The organism is Brevundimonas vesicularis (genome assembly GCF_032067225.1).
In the GTDB taxonomy this organism is placed as follows: domain Bacteria; phylum Pseudomonadota; class Alphaproteobacteria; order Caulobacterales; family Caulobacteraceae; genus Brevundimonas; species Brevundimonas vesicularis_F.
Genome location: NZ_DAMBJX010000023.1, coordinates 32,077 through 47,828, shown reverse-complemented (window position 1 = coordinate 47,828; position 15,752 = coordinate 32,077). Strand labels below are relative to the sequence as shown.

The 15,752-nt window shown below is 66.9% G+C and carries 16 protein-coding genes; 9 read left to right on the top strand and 7 right to left on the bottom strand.

Annotation, left to right across the window (positions count from 1 at the left end):
• The first annotated feature begins 46 nt into the window (after window positions 1–46).
• The 7 genes from flgF (at window position 47) to RT123_RS07945 (ending at window position 5,864) form a co-directional block, all read left to right on the top strand.
• On the top strand, window positions 47–787 hold the full coding sequence (flgF, locus tag RT123_RS07975) for a flagellar basal-body rod protein FlgF (RefSeq protein WP_313008646.1): 741 nt from the start codon (window positions 47–49) through the stop codon (window positions 785–787).
• 14 nt (window positions 788–801) lie between these two features.
• Entirely contained in the window at window positions 802–1,590 is a 789-nt protein-coding gene (gene flgG / locus RT123_RS07970) for a flagellar basal-body rod protein FlgG (protein ID WP_039246952.1), read from the top strand.
• A gap of 4 nt (window positions 1,591–1,594) precedes the next feature.
• Complete coding sequence (locus tag RT123_RS07965; protein ID WP_295240860.1) at window positions 1,595–2,209, top strand: flagella basal body P-ring formation protein FlgA; 615 nt, start codon at window positions 1,595–1,597, stop codon at window positions 2,207–2,209.
• Between the two features lie 12 nt (window positions 2,210–2,221).
• Entirely contained in the window at window positions 2,222–2,944 is a 723-nt protein-coding gene (gene flgH / locus RT123_RS07960; protein ID WP_045810385.1) for a flagellar basal body L-ring protein FlgH, read from the top strand.
• Between the two features lie 142 nt (window positions 2,945–3,086).
• Window positions 3,087–3,515 (top strand): hypothetical protein, encoded by a 429-nt coding sequence (locus RT123_RS07955; RefSeq protein ID WP_313008645.1) that lies wholly within the window; start codon window positions 3,087–3,089, stop codon window positions 3,513–3,515.
• Window positions 3,516–3,526: 11 nt separating this feature from the next.
• Window positions 3,527–4,027, top strand: coding sequence for a hypothetical protein (locus RT123_RS07950; RefSeq protein ID WP_313008644.1), 501 nt, complete (start codon window positions 3,527–3,529; stop codon window positions 4,025–4,027).
• A gap of 49 nt (window positions 4,028–4,076) precedes the next feature.
• Window positions 4,077–5,864, top strand: a complete 1,788-nt coding sequence (locus tag RT123_RS07945; protein WP_313008643.1) for a DUF885 family protein — start codon at window positions 4,077–4,079, stop codon at window positions 5,862–5,864.
• Between the two features lie 10 nt (window positions 5,865–5,874).
• On the opposite strand, the gene RT123_RS07940 is transcribed toward RT123_RS07945, so the two are convergent.
• From RT123_RS07940 to cysG, 5 genes are all read right to left on the bottom strand, one after another.
• On the bottom strand, window positions 5,875–6,873 hold the full coding sequence (locus tag RT123_RS07940; protein ID WP_165115735.1) for a cysteine synthase A: 999 nt from the start codon (window positions 6,871–6,873) through the stop codon (window positions 5,875–5,877).
• A gap of 146 nt (window positions 6,874–7,019) precedes the next feature.
• Window positions 7,020–8,123 (bottom strand): phosphoadenylyl-sulfate reductase, encoded by a 1,104-nt coding sequence (locus RT123_RS07935; RefSeq protein WP_313008642.1) that lies wholly within the window; start codon window positions 8,121–8,123, stop codon window positions 7,020–7,022.
• Window positions 8,110–9,777 carry a nitrite/sulfite reductase gene (locus tag RT123_RS07930; RefSeq protein WP_313008641.1) on the bottom strand — a complete coding sequence of 556 codons (1,668 nt, stop codon included), beginning with the start codon at window positions 9,775–9,777 and terminating at the stop codon, window positions 8,110–8,112. Before RT123_RS07930 ends, RT123_RS07935 begins: the two co-directional genes overlap by 14 nt.
• Complete coding sequence (locus RT123_RS07925) at window positions 9,777–10,052, bottom strand: DUF2849 domain-containing protein (RefSeq protein ID WP_313008640.1); 276 nt, start codon at window positions 10,050–10,052, stop codon at window positions 9,777–9,779. Before RT123_RS07925 ends, RT123_RS07930 begins: the two co-directional genes overlap by 1 nt.
• Complete coding sequence (cysG, locus tag RT123_RS07920; RefSeq protein ID WP_313008639.1) at window positions 10,049–11,434, bottom strand: siroheme synthase CysG; 1,386 nt, start codon at window positions 11,432–11,434, stop codon at window positions 10,049–10,051. Before cysG ends, RT123_RS07925 begins: the two co-directional genes overlap by 4 nt.
• Before the next feature lie 124 nt (window positions 11,435–11,558).
• On the opposite strand from cysG, the gene gcvA reads away from it, so the two are divergent.
• Window positions 11,559–12,488 (top strand): transcriptional regulator GcvA, encoded by a 930-nt coding sequence (gene gcvA, locus RT123_RS07915; protein ID WP_313008638.1) that lies wholly within the window; start codon window positions 11,559–11,561, stop codon window positions 12,486–12,488.
• Window positions 12,489–12,534: 46 nt separating this feature from the next.
• Complete coding sequence (locus RT123_RS07910) at window positions 12,535–13,266, top strand: NYN domain-containing protein (RefSeq protein ID WP_313008637.1); 732 nt, start codon at window positions 12,535–12,537, stop codon at window positions 13,264–13,266.
• Between the two features lies 1 nt (window position 13,267).
• On the opposite strand, the gene dxs is transcribed toward RT123_RS07910, so the two are convergent.
• Window positions 13,268–15,181 carry a 1-deoxy-D-xylulose-5-phosphate synthase gene (gene dxs / locus RT123_RS07905; RefSeq protein ID WP_091748279.1) on the bottom strand — a complete coding sequence of 638 codons (1,914 nt, stop codon included), beginning with the start codon at window positions 15,179–15,181 and terminating at the stop codon, window positions 13,268–13,270.
• Between the two features lie 57 nt (window positions 15,182–15,238).
• On the bottom strand, window positions 15,239–15,752 hold a 514-nt coding region (locus tag RT123_RS07900), incomplete at its 5' end, for a polyprenyl synthetase family protein (protein WP_313008636.1).

Below are 15,752 nucleotides of genomic sequence, written 5' to 3'. Positions count from 1 at the left end.
GTTGGCACGGCCGTTGCGAGGGCTGAGGCGAAGGAGCACGACTCTCGTGGAAAACGCCGCCTATATCGGATTGTCACGCCAGATGACGCTGCGTCGCGAACTGGACCTCGTGGCCAACAACGTCGCCAACGCCAACACCACCGGCTTCAAGGTCGAGCAGCTGATGCTGGGGACCGAGATCGGGCAGCGGGCGCGCAACGACTCGATCCGCCCGTCGGCCAGCTTCGTGCTGGACAACGGCGTCGGCCGCGACTTCGGCCAGGGTTCGATGCAGCAGACCGGCCGCTCGCTGGACTTCGCCATTTCCGGCGAGGGCGCCTTCTTCACCGTGCGTGACGGCGCCAACGGCGAAGCCTACACCCGCGACGGCGCCTTCACCTTGGATCCGGAAGGGCGTCTGACCACCAAACAGGGTCAGGCCGTCCTTGGCGGCGGCGCGGAGATCGTGCTGGACCCCGCGCTCGGCTCGCCCAGCGTGGGCGCCGACGGCACGATCACACAGAACGGACAGGTCACCGGCCGGCTGTCGGTCGTGCGCTTCGATACGCTGGGCGTGCTCGAAAAGGGCGGCGACAGCCTCTACCGCAATAAGTCCAACGCCCAGCCGATCGAGGCCGCCGACGCCCGGGTTCATCAGGGCTCGCTGGAGTCTTCCAACGTCAATCCGTTGATCGAAATCACCAATCTCGTCGAGATCAGCCGCGCCTATGAGAGCGTATCGCGCATGATCGACAACACCAACGACCTGAGCCGTCGCGCCGTCGAGCGCCTCGGCAAGGCCGCTTAAGGGAGCCCCTCAAGATGCGCGCACTTCGCACTGCAGCCTCGGGCATGGCCGCCCAGCAGCTGAACGTGGAGGTCATCTCCAACAACATCGCCAACATGAACACGGTGGGCTTCAAGAAGCAGCGCGCCGAGTTCCAGGACCTGCTGTATCAGAACGTCGAACGCATGGGGGCCCAGTCCTCGGCCTCCGGCACCGTGGTTCCAACCGGCATCCAGATCGGCGCGGGCGTCAAGGCGGGGGCCGTCTACCGCGTCACCGAACAGGGCACGCCGCAGATGACCGGCAACCCTTACGACATGGCCATCGACGGCAAGGGCTATTTCCAGATCAGCCTGCCTTCCGGCGAAAAGGCCTACACCCGCGCTGGCAATCTGCAGGTCAATCCAGAAGGCCAGATGGTGACCGACGACGGCTATCTGCTGGAGCCGGCGATCACCATTCCGCAGGACGCGACCAAGGTGTCGATCTCCAAGACCGGCCTGGTGCAGGTGACCCAGGCTGGACAGCCCGCCCCGACCACGGTCGGGCAGATCGAACTGGCCAGCTTCTTCAACGAGGCCGGACTGGAAGCCATCGGTGACAACCTGCTGCTGGAGACCGCCGCGTCCGGGCCGGCGATCGTAGGCACGCCCGGCGACGCGGGTTATGGCCAGATCATGCAGAACTACACCGAGGCGTCGAACGTGGACGCGGTGGCTGAGATCAGCGCCCTGATCGTGGCGCAGCGCGCCTATGAGATGAACTCCAAGGTCATCAGCACCGCCGACCAGATGCTGTCCGTCGCCTCGCAAGTGAAGGGCTAGGGCCATGACCCTGATCCGTTCCCTGCTGCTCGCCGCCGCCGTCAGCGCCTTCGCCGGCGCCGCCCTCGCCAATCCGGTCGTGCTGCGCGCCAACCCGGTGGACGACGACGGCCGCGTCACCCTGGGCGATATCTTCGAGGGCGCGGGCGCTGCGGCCAATGTCGCCGTCGCCGAACGCGTCGGTCCCTCGGTCGTGCTGGACGCCGGTCAACTTCAGGCCCAAGCGCGTCAGGCGGGCCTGGACTGGAGCAATCCGAACGGCCTGCGCCGCGTCGCCGTGCGCCGTTCGGCCGGACCGGTTCAGACCGTGACCGAGGCCGCGCCGGCGGACGCCGCCCTGGCCGTCCAGCCCACCGCCCGCGCTGCTTATCGCCCCGGCGCCGCGCCGCAGGTCATCGCCCGCAACGATATGGTGCGTGTCACCTATCAGGTCGGCGGCGTGAACCTGGCCGTCATGGGCAAGGCCATGCGCAGCGCCGGTCTGGGCGAGCCGGTCGCCATCATGAACACCGCCTCCAACCGCGTCATCGATGCGGTCGCCTCCGGTCCCGGCCAGGCCATCGCCGGCCCCGGCGCCGACATGGCCCGCGCCAATCCCCAACAGTTCGCCGCCCGCTAGGGAATCCCAGTCATGCGTAAAGCCGTCCTGATCCTCGCCGCCCTCGCCCCGCTCGCTGCCTGCTCGACCGTCGCCGAAACGGTGCGCGGCCCGGAACTGGCCCCCATCGGCTATCCCGCCGCCCTGATCCCGGCGCAGCAAGCCTATCTGCCCGCGCGCGAGACCACGCCGGCCAGCGCCAACAGCCTGTGGCGCACGGGCGCCCGCACCTTCTTCGGCGACCAGCGCGCGCGTCATATCGGCGACATCCTGACGGTCAAGATCGACATCGACGATCGCGCCCAGACCCAGAATTCGACCCAGCGCTCGCGCTCCAACGAGATCAACGCCGGCGTCAGCAACCTGTTCGGCCTGGAAAGCAGCCTGGGCCGGGCCTTCCCCGGCGGCTTCGATCCGTCGAAGATGGTCGGCATGGAAGGCGATCTGAAGTCATCGGGCAATGGTTCGGTCACCCGCGCCGAAAAGGTGTCGCTGACCATCGCCGCCGTCGTCACCGACGTCCTGGCCAACGGCAATCTGGTGATCCAGGGTCGGCAGGAAGTGCGCACCAACCGCGAGGTGCGCGAACTGACCGTCGCCGGCATCGTCCGCCCCGAGGACATCTCATCGGCCAACGCCATCAACCACACCCAGATCGCCGAAGCGCGCATCTCCTACGGCGGTCGCGGCGACGTCAGCCGCGTCCAGGCTCCACCCGTGGGTCAGGCGCTGGCGGAACGCTTCAGCCCGTTCTGACGTGCGCCGACCCTGCGGGTTGAACTGCTGACGGATAACCGCGTTCAAGGGAAATGCGGTCGTCCGATCTCTTGCGGTCACAGCCGCGTCTGGCGACATTGAAGACGACGCGGCGCTGCGCGTCGTCGGCGGGGGCTGACACATGATGCTGATACTCTCCGCCCTGATGGCGGCCGCGATACAGACTGCGCCCGGCGCAGGCTGGACCTGGAGTCTTTACGAAGGCGAAGGACCGCTGGTGCTGGCCAACGACATCCCCGACACCGCCAGCCTGCGCGCCACGTTGCAATGCCTACCGGGTTCGGGCGCGGTCTCGGTCGCGGTCTATGGCGAGGATGCGTCCGCCGGCTTTGCCCGCATCACCTCAGGCGGGTCGACGGCGACCAGCGAGGCCCGCGTCGGGCGTGGCGGCAAGCTGGAGACGGCCATCCCCGTCGATCACCCCGCCTTTTCCGCCTTCGTGTCGAACGGCCGGATGACGATCGCCGTCGGCGACGACACCAGCACGATCACCGTCGAGCGTCCGCACATGGCCAAGCTGCGTCGCTTCGCCGATCGCTGCGCCGGCTGAGGAACCCACGCATGCGTCTTCGATTGATATCAGCCTTGATCGCCGTCTCGGCCCTTGCGGCTTGCGCGACCCAGGCCCCGATGCCCGCAGCCGGCTCTGCGGCGACCGGATCGGCGCCCGCGCCCACGCCCGGTTACGACTGGTTCCTGAACACCGATGGGCAGGAGGCCATGCTGGCCTACGGCGTCGCCAACAGCGACGAGGTCAAGCTGAAGCTGGCCTGTCAGGCCGGGTCCAGCGCTCTTGAACTGACGGCCGCCAGCGACAAGCCGGGCCGCGAAATCTATCTGGAATCCGGCGGCGACACCGAGCGCTATCGCGCCGCATCTGAGCCGGCCGTCGTGCATGACGGCGAACTGCTGACGGCGCAGGCCAAGACCAAGGATCCGGTCTTCCAGAGATTCCGCCGTCTGGGCTGGATCGCCGCCTGGGCTGACGACGAACGTCACGTCTATGCCGCCCATCCCGCCGCAAAGGTGCAAATCGAGCGGTTCTTCACCGTCTGCGGTTGACGCATCGGCTCAGCTCGGCTTGCGTGCCTCTCCTGACAGGAGGGGCGTCATGAAGATTTCTTATCTGGCTATCGCAGCCATGCTTGCGGCTGGTTCGCCGATTGCGGCCGTTGCGCAGACGCCGCCCGCCGCCGTCGCAACCGCCCCGGCAGACGCCGCGCTGAACGCCGTCATCGCCGACTACGAGACCTATCTACGGTCAGTCGATCCGATCTCGGCCGGCGGTGAGGGCGATGTGGAGGCGATGGGCCGGGTGCCTGACCTGTCGCGAGAGTTTGAACTGGCCCAGCGCGCGCCGCTGGAAGGGTTCGTGCGGCGGCTGACGGCCATCGACCCGGCAAGTCTTTCCCACGCCGGCGGCATCAACCACGCCTTCCTGCTCTATACGCTCAACCGCAGCCTGGAAGGGCTGGATTACGACACCAGCCGTCTGGCGTTCGATTCCGAAGGCGGCCCCGGAACCTGGGCGCTCTATGTCGGCGGCAGCACGCGCCTGAACTCGGTCGCGGAGGCCGAGGCCTATATCAAACGTATCCGGGGCTTCGGCCAAATTTACGCCCAGACGACCGCCAACGCCCGGCGCGGCCTGGACACCGGCCTGGTCCAGGCCCAATCGGTAACCGAAAGCGCCCTGACGCTGGCGCGAAACGATGTGGCGATCAAGCCGGACGTCGAACCGCTGCTCAAGCCCCTGTCGACTCTGCCCTCGACCGTGTCTCAAGCGGATAAGGATCGCCTGACGGCAGAGGCGACGGCGGCAGTTTCGGAAGTGATCCTTCCGGCGCGCCGGGCCTGGCTGGCCTTCCTCGAAAGCGACTATCTGCCCAAGGCGCCGGTCCAGCCGGGCATCGGTAATCGGCCCGGCGGCAAGGCACTCTACGCCTATCTGGTGCGCGGCCACACGACGACCGACCTGACGCCGGACCAGATCCACCAGATCGGCTTGGACGAGGTCGCGCGGATCCGCGCCCGTATGGATGTGGAGATGAAGGCGTCGGGCTGGACCGGCGACTTCGCCGGCTTCCTGAACTTCCTGCGCACCGATCCTCAGTTCTATGCGACCAGCCGCGAGGCCCTGTTGCAGCAGGCGTCGGAGATGGCGAAGCGTGCGGATGGCGGCCTGCCGCCCCTGTTCGCCACCCTGCCCCGCCTGACCTACGACGTGCAGCCCGTGCCGCCGCAGATCGAGGAAAACTACACCACCGGCCGCTACAACGGCGGGTCGATGCAGAACGGCGTCGCCGCCCATTACATCGTCAACACGTCCAAGCTGGATCAGCGTCCGCTGTACGAGTTGCCCGCCCTGACCCTGCATGAGGCCGTGCCAGGCCACCACCTCCAGATCGCCTTGCAACAGGAGGCGCCCGGCCAACCCTATTTCCGCCGTCAGGCCAATGTCAGCGCCTATACCGAGGGCTGGGGCCTGTATGCTGAATATCTGGGCGAAGAGATGAGCTTCTACCGCACGCCCTACGAACGTTTCGGCCGCCTGTCCTATGAGATGTGGCGCGCCTGCCGACTGGTCGCGGACACCGGCCTGCACTGGATGGGCTGGACCGAGGAACAGGCCCGCGCCTGTTTCCGCGACAACTCGGCGCTCGCGCCGCACAATATCGAGACCGAACTTCAACGCTACATCGGCTGGCCCGGTCAGGCCACGGCCTACAAGATCGGCGAAATCCGCCTGCGCGAGATCCGGGCGCGGGCCGAGCGGGAGTTGGGGCCGAAGTTCAACATCCGCACTTTCCACGACGCCCTGCTGGTCGAGGGCCCGCTGCCGCTGGCGCTGCTGGATCAGCAGATGGACGCCTGGATCGCGGAGCAGAAGGCGAAATAGGCTGTGCGGCCTACGCCCAATCCGGCTCCGGCAAACCTTTCGACCGCAGAAATTCCGGGTTGAACAGCTTGGACGCATAGCGCGAGCCGGGATCACACAGGCAGGTGACGATGGTCTTGCCGGGGCCAAGCTCGCGCGCCAGCCGCACCGCGCCGGCGATGTTCACCCCCGCCGATCCGCCCAGCGACAGGCCTTCGTGCTTCACCAGGTCGAACAGGATCGGCAGAAACTCCGCGTCCTCGATCCGATAGGCGTAGTCGGGTTTGAAGCCTTCCAGATTGCCGGTGATGCGGGCCACGCCGATCCCCTCGGTGATCGACGATCCCTCGCCCGTCATCTCGCCCTTGGTGAACCAGTTGAACATGGCCGCGCCCGCTGGATCGGCCAGGGCGATGGTCACATCCGGCTTCTGTTCGCGCAGATAGGCGCCGACGCCGGCGATAGTCCCGCCCGAGCCGACGGCCGAGACGAAGGCGTCGACCTGACCGTTTGTCTGCGTCCAGATTTCGGGGCCGGTCGTGTTGTAGTGGGCCTCGCGATTGGCGGTGTTGTCGAACTGATTGGCCCAGATGGCGCCGGCCTCTTCGCTGTCGTTCAGCTCGGCGGCCAGACGCCCGGAATAGTGGACGAAGTGGTTCGGGCTGGAAAAGGGCGCGGCGTCCACCTCGACCAGGCGCGCGCCCAGCGAACGGATGGCGGACTTCTTCTCTTCGGACTGGGTGCGGGGAATGACGATGACGACCGGATGCCCCAAGGCGGCGCCGACCAGGGCCAGGCCGATGCCGGTGTTGCCGGCCGTGCCCTCCACGATCGTCCCGCCGGGCTTCAGCGCGCCGGACGCCCGCGCGCCCTGCACGATCGACAGGGCCGCGCGATCCTTGATCGAGCCGCCGGGATTCAGAAACTCGGCCTTGCCCAGGATTTCGCAGCCCGTCGCGTCGGACAGGCGGTTCAGGCGCACCAGCGGCGTATTGCCGATCAGGTCGATGACGGATGACGTAGCGGACAAGGTCAGGCTTTCAGGCGAAGGTCGAGGACAGGGCGGATCAGGCGGCGGCCTGGCGTTGCCCTAGAGCCTGATCGGTTGAGAGGGAAATCGCTTCGCGATTTCCTCGATGCCGTGAATCAGGCTCCAGATTAAAGCGAGAGCATGATTCACGCTCCAGCCGAAACCGCGAAGCGGTTTCGCCCGAAACGATCATGCTCTAAGTGGATGCCGCACTCGACCTTGTCTATGCCCGACCAACGTCCGGCGCGCGCGTCTTCGCCGTCCTGAACCGCGCGGGTGCAGGGCCAGCATCCGATGGAGGCATAGCCCTGCTCGACCAGCGGATGGCGCGGCAGATCGTTCTCCTCCAGCCAGGCTTCCACGTCGTCGGCGTCCCAGTTCGCCAGGGGATTGATCCGCAGCACCCCGTCCAACACCTCGAACGGCTTCAGCTTTGCCCGCGTCGCGGCCTGATAGCGTTTGCGCCCGGTGATGAGCGCATTGAACCCGGCGGTCGCCCGCGCCAGCGGCCGCACTTTTCGCAGGTCGCAGCACGCGTCGGCGTCGGTCTTCCACAGGTCGTCGCGCGCATCCAGCGCAGCCTTCTCGCCCGCATCCGGCGTGACCAGCCGCACATCAGTCAGGCCCAGCGCCTTGGTCAGTTGCGTGCGATAGGACAGGGTCTGGAGGAAATGCTGCCCCGTCTCCAGAAAGACCACCGGCATGGTCTTGTCCTCGCCGGCGATGATATCCAGCAAGGCGGCGGACTCGGCCCCGAACGACGAGATAGCGCCGACCCTCAGGCCCAGCGCCGGGTCCAACGCCGCCTTCAGGATTTCGGACGCGCCCTTGCCCGCCATCTCGCGGTTCAGACGATCGGCCAAAGCGTCCAGATCGCGGTCGTTGGACGCCGCACGCCGCTGCTGCCAGATCGTCGGTGCAGGATCGACGGCGGGCTGATAGGCGGCGCTGAACGCCCGGTCCATCCGGTCCCAGGCCGCCAGATCCGCGCCCTCGGCCAGTTCGACCGCGTCAAAGCCCGAACGCCGCAGATGCCCCGCCTGATCCGGCAGCACCTTGCCCGCCGCGATCAGACGCCCTGCATAACCGCGCTCTCGCAGCACCGCCGCCAGCGAAAAGCCTCGTCCATCGCGGAAGGCGTCGAACTCCAGCACCAGCGTGTCTTCGCTTGCGGCGGCCAGCTCAACCTCCTCCAGTGGGGTCGTCACCGAAAGGCGCAGCCCGTTCTGTATGCCCTCAAGCCGTTGCATCGAGCGTCTCATAGATGGCGTCGCGGAAGGGATCGGGTCCGACGCGGCGCACCGTGTCGATGAACCGCTCGCCGTCCGTGCGGATTTGCAGATAGCGGTCCAGGGTCCGCTGGATCGCAGGCGCAACGTCATCGGCCGGCAGGCTCTTGCCGACGATGTCGCCCAAGGCCGCCTGTTCGTCGGGCGAGCCGCCGACGGTGATCTGATAGTATTCCTCGCCTTTGCGATCGACGCCCAGCACGCCGATGTGCCCGACGTGGTGATGGCCGCAGGCGTTGATGCAGCCGCTCATATTGATGCGGACCGGTCCCAGCTTCTCCTGATAGTCCATGTCCGCCAGCCGCTTCGACAGGGCCTGGGCCACCGGGATCGACCGGGCGTTGGCCAGGCTGCAATAGTCCAGGCCCGGGCAGGCGATCACGTCGGTCGCCAGATCGGCGTTGGCCGTCGCCAGCCCCGCCTCTCGCAGCGCTCGCCACAGAGTCGGCACGTCGTCCAGCTTCACATGTGGCAGGACCAGGTTCTGCTCATAGGCGGCGCGCAGTTCGTCGAACGAATAGCGCTCGCCCAAATCCGCCACCGCGTCCATCTGGTCAGCCATGATGTCGCCGGGCACGCCCCCGACCGGCTTCAGCGACACCACCACCGAGGCGTAGCCAGACTGACGATGACGGCGGACGTTGTTGCGGGCGAACCGGGCGAAGTCGGGATCGGCCAGTAGGGTGCGGTCAAACGGGCCGCTGACCTTGGGCAGATCCTCGAACGGCGGAGGGGCGAAATAGGCTTGAATGCGCGCGGCCTCGTCGTCGGGGATGCGCAGATCCTCGTGGCGCAGGGTGGCGTAGTGTTTGTCCACCTCCTCGCGGAAGGCCTCGATCCCCAGCGAGGCGACCAGGATCTTGATCCGCGCCTTGTGGATGTTGTCACGCCCACCCAGCAGGTTCCAAGCCCGTAGAATGGCGGTCAGATAGGCCAGAAGGTCCGCCGCCGGGACCGCCGGGGCGATCTCCTGACCGATATGCGGCAGACGCCCCTGCCCGCCGCCGACGAAGACGCGGAAGGCCGTTCCACCGTCTTCGCCCTTCACGATCTGCAGGCCGACGTCGTGGGTGCGGATCGCCGCCCGATCTTTCTCCGCGCCGATCACCGCGATCTTGAATTTGCGCGGCAGGAAGCTGAATTCCGGGTGGATCGTCGACCACTGGCGGATGATCTCGCACCAGGGACGCGGATCCTCGATCTCGTCGTCGGCGGCGCCGGCGAAGACGTCTGTCGTGGTGTTACGGATGCAGTTGCCCGAGGTCTGGATGGCGTGCATCTCGACATCGGCCAGATCGCTCAGGATCGCCGGCAGGTCGGTCAGGGCCGGCCAGTTGTACTGGATGTTGCAGCGGGTGGTGAAGTGGCCGTAGCCCTTGTCATAGGTCCGGGCGATATGGGCCAATCGGCGCATCTGACGGCTGCTCATCACGCCATAGGGAATGGCGACGCGCAGCATATAGGCGTGAAGTTGCAGATAGACGCCGTTCATCAGCCGCAGCGGCTTGAACTCGTCTTCGGTCAGGGCGCCGGATGCGCGGCGCGTCACTTGGTCCGAAAATTCCTCAACCCGTTCGCGCACCAGGGCATGGTCGAATTCGTCATAGCGATACATCAGCCCACGCCTCCGACGACGGTGTGACCCACGGTCGGCCCGGCCGAGCGGATGCGTTCCTTCAGCCGGTCGCGGCCCGAGGGCGTGCGGTTCTGAACCTCGAACAGGTAGGGATTCACAAAGACGTCCGGACGCCCAGCGACATCAGCCAGCACGACCTCGGCCGCCGTATCGTCCAGCACCAAAGCCTGATCAATGTGCTCGACCGGCTGGTTGTCGACGCCTGCATAGATGACGCGACCGTCCGACAGGCGGTTTGCGGTGACGATCTTCACGCCGCGACCTCCGCTCGAACATCCAGTTGAGCTGCCGACAACGCCGCCGTTTCGCCGATGAACAGCAGGGCCGGGCCGGTCAGGTCGGCGCCGCGCACCAAGGCGCCCAGCCCATCCAGTCGCCCGGTCAGAACCCGCTCGTCCGGGCGGCTGCCGTTCTCGACAATGGCGACGGGCGTCGAGGGCGAACGCCCCGCCGCGATCAGGCGCGCAGCCGTCTCCTCGGCACGGTCCGACCCCATGTAGATGGCCAAGGTGTGGTTGGGGCTGGCCAGTCGCGTCCAGTCGGCCTCGACGCCGCCTGGCTTGGCCTGGGCCGTCACGAAGGTGACCGCCTGGGCGTGATCGCGATGGGTCAGGGGGATGCCCGCCAAGGCCGCGCAGGCCAGCGCCGCCGTCACGCCCGGCACGACGAAGACTGGGACTCCGGCCGCCCGCATCGCGTCCAGTTCCTCGCCGCCGCGCCCGAAGACGAAGGGATCGCCGCCCTTCAGTCGGACTACCCGATGACCGGCGCGCGCCTCCGCGATCATCAGGGCCTCGATCTGATCCTGCGGCACCGAATGTTCGCCGCGCGCCTTACCCACGTACAGCCGCTTGGCGTCGCGCCGCGCCCGCTCCAGCACCGCCTCGGGCACCAGTCTATCGTGGATGATGACGTCGGCGTCCTGCAACACCCGCAGCGCCTTCAGGGTCAGCAGTTCAGGATCGCCCGGCCCGGCGCCGACGATATGGACCACGCCCTGTTCGGGTGCGGCCGAGTTCAACAGGCGCAGCATTTCACGCCGCGCCTCGGCCGTCCGACCTTCCGCCGCCAGCGTCGCGGCCGGTCCCCGGAAAGCCCTTTCCCAGAACCGGCGACGCGCCATGAAGTCCGGCACGCTGGCCTTGACCGTGTCGCGCAACTCGCGGGCCAGCCGCGCCACATTCGCCAGTCCGGCGGGCAGCACGCCCTCGATGGCTGTGCGGATGTCCCGCGCCAGAATGGGCGCCGAACCACCGGTCGCCACGCCGATCACGACCTCGTCGCGATCGATCAGAGCCGGGGTCTGGAAGTCGCTCAGATGCGGCTTGTCCACCACATTGACCTGAGCCCCCGCCGCCCGCGCGAGATGGCCCAGCCGCGTCAGTTCATCCGCATCGTCCAGCGCCATGAACACCAGCCTTGCGCCCGCCAGATCTTCAGCCTCTGGCGAACGCAGCACCGGCTCCGGCGCCGTCAACGGCGTCTCGATCTTGGGGGGCGCGCCGTCGGGCGCGAACCACACCACCTCGGCCGGCGTGTTCAGGAACAGTCGCAGCTTGGCCAGCGCCGGCTCGCCGCCGCCGATGATCACGATCTTTGCGGCCTCCAGCGGAATGGAGGCGAGGAATACACGCATCGTCTTGCTTTCTGGGCCGTCGGGAGAGGAAACAGGGACGACGGCAGGGCGCGAACCTTCGTCTTCCCCGTCCAGACCCGCAAACCAGATTGCCTTTGTCTCGCTGATAGGATTTCTATCCGCGATGGCCCGTACCCTGCTCCCGCTCAACGCCCTGCGCGCCTTCGAGGCCGCTGCGCGTCACCTGAACTTCTCGCGCGCCGCCGACGAACTGTCGGTGACGCCGGGCGCGGTCAGCCAGCAAATCCGCCTCCTGGAAGACATCGTCGGCGGGCCGCTGTTCGTGCGCGAGGCGCGGGGCTTGCAACTGACCGACCTGGGCCGCTCGTCCGTGCCGCTGCTGCGCGAGGGGTTCGAGCGGCTGATGGACGCCTCGGCCCTGTTGCGCGAGCCGCCGCGCCGCAAACAGGTGTCGATCAGCGTGGCGCCCGGCTTCGCCTCCAAATGGTTGATGCCGCGCATGGATGACTTCCACACCGCCCATCCAGAGATCGAACTGTGGATCTCGGCCGACATGGAGCCGGCGGACCTCAGCGAGGGCAAGGTCGACCTGGCGGTGCGCTACGGTCCCGGCGACTATCCCGGCCTGACTGTCGATCGGCTGATGACCGAGACGGTGCTGCCGGTCTGCGCCCCATCGCTGATGGATGGGGACAAGCCGATCCGCAAACCCGCCGACCTGATCGGACACACCCTGCTGCACGACATGTCCAACGATGGCGATCCCAGCCGACCGGACTGGGCCATGTGGTTGAAGGCGCGCGGCATTCGTCACCCCGACCCGCGTCGAGGCTCGCGTTTCAACCAATCGGGTCTGTTGATCGAGGCCGCCATATCGGGGCGCGGCGTGGCCCTGGCCAAACGCACCCTGGCCCAGGCCGACCTGGCGTCAGGGCGACTGGTCGCGCCCTTCCCTGACGGGTCCGAGGCGGTCGGCTTCGCCTATTACGTCGTCCAGCCCCGCGACCGGCCGCCCTCGCCCAGCGCGACGGCTTTTGTCGGCTGGCTGAAGAAACAGGCCGTGGATCACGACAATACGATGGGTCAGTTGTAGGGTTCGTTGCACCGCATATTGGCGGCGCAGGAAAAGGACATCCGCCATGGCTGACGACAAGGCCCCTCGCCTCGCGGTCCTGATCGATGCGGAGAATGCTTCCGCTCGCATCGCAGAGGCGCTCTTCAGCGAAATCGCCACCTTGGGCGAGGCCTCGGCACGACGGATCTACGGCGACTTCGCCAGCCCGCAGATCGCCGGCTGGACGCGGGTCTTGGCGCGTTTCGCCATCCAGCCGCAGCAGAATTTCGCCAACACAAAAGGCAAGAACTCGGGCGACATCGCCTTGGTCATCGATGCGATGGACCTTCTGCATTCCGGTAGGTTTGACGGCTTCTGCCTGGTGTCGTCCGACGCCGATTTCACCCGACTGGCGGCGCGCATCCGCGAGGAAGGCGTCGACGTCTACGGGTTCGGCGAGCAGAAGACGCCCGAAAGCTTCCGTCAGGCCTGCACCCGCTTCATCTATACCGAGAACCTGATTGCACCAGTTCCGGTCGACGCCGGCGCCAAGTCGCCCGTCGCTGAAGCGCAGGCGACCAAGCGCAAACCGTCCGAGGCCGCGCGTCTGATCGCGGCCATCATCGCCGATATGGACGAGGACGGCGACGGATGGGTCGCAGTGGGCGGTATCGGCAATCGGCTGCGAAACGCCCATCCCGACTTCGACCAACGCACCTACGGTTACGCCAAGCTGTCGGACCTGATCCGCGCCACCGGCCGGTTCGAGGTGGAGACCGGCGAGCGCGGGGCGATGCGAATTCGCGACCGGGCCTGATCTACGCTCTAGCCGCCTGGCTAACCGACACGCCCAAGGCCTGGAGCGCGGCGGCTGTGATGTGTTCGGCATTCAGGCCGGCCTGGGCGTACATGGCCATCGGCGCATCCTGGTCTTGGAAGACGTCGGGCAGGTTCAGGGTGCGGATCTTGAGTCCGCCATCCAGCGCGCCCTTTTCGGCCAGCAGTTGCAGCACGAAGGCGCCGAAGCCGCCCATGGCGCCTTCTTCAACCGTAATCAGGGCTTCGTGCTCGCGCGCCAGACGCAGGATCAGATCGGCGTCCAGCGGCTTGGCGAACCGGGCGTCGGCCACCGTCGCCGACACGCCCTTGGCCGCCAACATATCCGCCGCCTTCAGCGATTCCTGCAGACGGGTGCCCAGGCTAAGGATGGCGACCGAAGTCCCCTCGCGCACGATCCGGCCCTTGCCGATCTCAAGCGGCGCAGCGAGTTCCGGGATCTCCACGCCCACGCCGTCGCCGCGCGGATATCGGAAGGCGCTGGGCCTGTCGTCGATGGCCAGCGAGGTCGAGATCATCGCCGCCAGTTCGGCCTCATCCGCCGCCGCCATCAGCACCATGCCAGGCAGCGCGCCCATGAAGCCGATGTCGAATGATCCGGCATGGGTCGCCCCGTCCGATCCCACCAGACCTGCCCGGTCCATGGCGAAACGCACCGGCAGCGACTGGATCGCCACGTCGTGGACCACCTGGTCGTAACCGCGCTGAAGGAAGGTCGAATAGATCGCGCAGACCGGCTTCATTCCGTCCGCTGCCAGACCGGCCGCGAAGGTGACCGCGTGTTGTTCAGCGATGCCGACGTCATAGGTTCGCTCGGGGAAGGCCTGACCGAACAAGTCCAGACCCGTGCCCGACGGCATGGCCGCCGTGATCGCCACGATGGACGGATCGACCTTGGCGTGTTTGATCAGCTCGGTTCCGAACACCTTGGTGTAGCTGGGGGCGTTGGAGATGGCCTTGGCCTGCTTGCCTGAGACCACGTCGAACTTGACGACCGCATGGAGTTTGTCGGCGCTGCTTTCGGCGGGGGCGTAGCCCTTGCCCTTCTGCGTCACGACGTGGACCAGCACCGGACGGTCCTCGATGGCGGCCGCCTTCTTCAAGATCGGCACCAGATTGTCCATGTCGTGGCCGTCGATCGGGCCGACATAATAGAAGCCCAACTCCTCGAAGAAGGTGCCGCCGGTGACCATGCCGCGGGCATACTCCTCGGCCTTCTTGGCCGCCTTGCGGAAGGGGCGCGGCAGGTGCTGGGCCACCGTCTTGCCCAGGCGGCGGACGTTCTGATAGGCGCCGCCCGACACCAGGCCGGCCAGATAGGCGCTCATCCCGCCAACCGGCGGCGCGATCGACATGTCGTTGTCGTTCAGGATGACCATCAGCTGGCCGCTGGTCGCCTCGGCGGCGTTGTTCATCGCCTCATAGGCCATGCCGGCGGACATGGAGCCGTCGCCGATGACGGCCACGACGCGGTTCTTCTCGCCCTTCTGGTCGCGCGCGGCGGCGAAGCCCAGGGCGGCGCTGATGGAGGTCGAGGCGTGGGCGGCGCCGAACGGATCGTATTCGCTCTCGCTGCGCTTGGTGAAGCCCGACAGGCCGCCGCCCTGGCGCAGGGTGCGGATGCGGTCGCGCCGCCCGGTCAGGATCTTGTGCGGATAGCACTGATGCCCGACGTCCCAGATCAGGATGTCCTTAGGCGTCTCGAACACATGGTGCAGCGCCGTAGTCAGTTCGACCACACCCAGACCCGCACCCAGATGGCCGCCGGTGACGGACACGGCGTCGATCGTTTCGGCCCGCACCTCCTGCGCCAGCTGTTTCAACTGGGCGATATCGAAGTCCCGCGTGTCGGCGGGCGTCTTGACGGTGTCGAGTAGCGGGGTGTCGGGCATCAGCCGGAAAACCTTGGAAAGTCTGGTCGATCAACCCGCAGGTCGTTTCAACGTTTCGTATCAGGACCGGCGCTTTAGCACAAAGTCCACGCTGGCCCTGAGGATTTCGGCCTCGTCGCCAAACGGCTCCAGATGCGACCGGGCCTGATTTGCGAGGTGCGCGACCCTTTGCCGCGCCGCCTCCAGACCCAACAGGGTGACGAAATTGGTCTTGCCCAGCGCTGCATCCTTGCCGCCCGCCGCCTTGCCCATCTCCTCGGCCGAGCCTTCAGCGTCCAGCAGGTCGTCGACGATCTGATAGGCCAGGCCGACATCGTGGGCGAAGCTAATCAGAGCGTGGCGATGTTGGGCCGAGGCGTCGGCGATGATCAGCGGGATTTCGAAGGCGTAGGCGAACAGGGCGCCGGTTTTCAGTCGCTGCATTCGCGCCACGCCGCCCAAGTCGTCGCGCACGCCCAGCAGATCGATCATCTGACCACCCGCCATGCCCCGCGCACCCGACGCCAGCGACAGCCGCGCCGCCAACTCACAGCGAACGGCCGCATCGTCGTGGGTATCTTCGTGCAGGATGATG

Excerpts from the sequence above, each read along its gene's own strand:
- RT123_RS07955 (WP_313008645.1), top strand. The coding sequence starts at position 3,087 with ATGATGCTGATACTCTCCGCCCTGATGGCGGCCGCGATACAGACTGCG.
- RT123_RS07965 (WP_295240860.1), top strand. The coding sequence starts at position 1,595 with ATGACCCTGATCCGTTCCCTGCTGCTCGCCGCCGCCGTCAGCGCCTTC.
- RT123_RS07945 (WP_313008643.1), top strand. The coding sequence starts at position 4,077 with ATGAAGATTTCTTATCTGGCTATCGCAGCCATGCTTGCGGCTGGTTCG.
- cysG (WP_313008639.1), bottom strand. The coding sequence starts at position 11,434 with ATGCGTGTATTCCTCGCCTCCATTCCGCTGGAGGCCGCAAAGATCGTG.
- gcvA (WP_313008638.1), top strand. The coding sequence starts at position 11,559 with ATGGCCCGTACCCTGCTCCCGCTCAACGCCCTGCGCGCCTTCGAGGCC.
- RT123_RS07950 (WP_313008644.1), top strand. The coding sequence starts at position 3,527 with ATGCGTCTTCGATTGATATCAGCCTTGATCGCCGTCTCGGCCCTTGCG.
- flgH (WP_045810385.1), top strand. The coding sequence starts at position 2,222 with ATGCGTAAAGCCGTCCTGATCCTCGCCGCCCTCGCCCCGCTCGCTGCC.
- RT123_RS07935 (WP_313008642.1), bottom strand. The coding sequence starts at position 8,123 with ATGCAACGGCTTGAGGGCATACAGAACGGGCTGCGCCTTTCGGTGACG.
- RT123_RS07910 (WP_313008637.1), top strand. The coding sequence starts at position 12,535 with ATGGCTGACGACAAGGCCCCTCGCCTCGCGGTCCTGATCGATGCGGAG.
- RT123_RS07930 (WP_313008641.1), bottom strand. The coding sequence starts at position 9,777 with ATGTATCGCTATGACGAATTCGACCATGCCCTGGTGCGCGAACGGGTT.
- flgG (WP_039246952.1), top strand. The coding sequence starts at position 802 with ATGCGCGCACTTCGCACTGCAGCCTCGGGCATGGCCGCCCAGCAGCTG.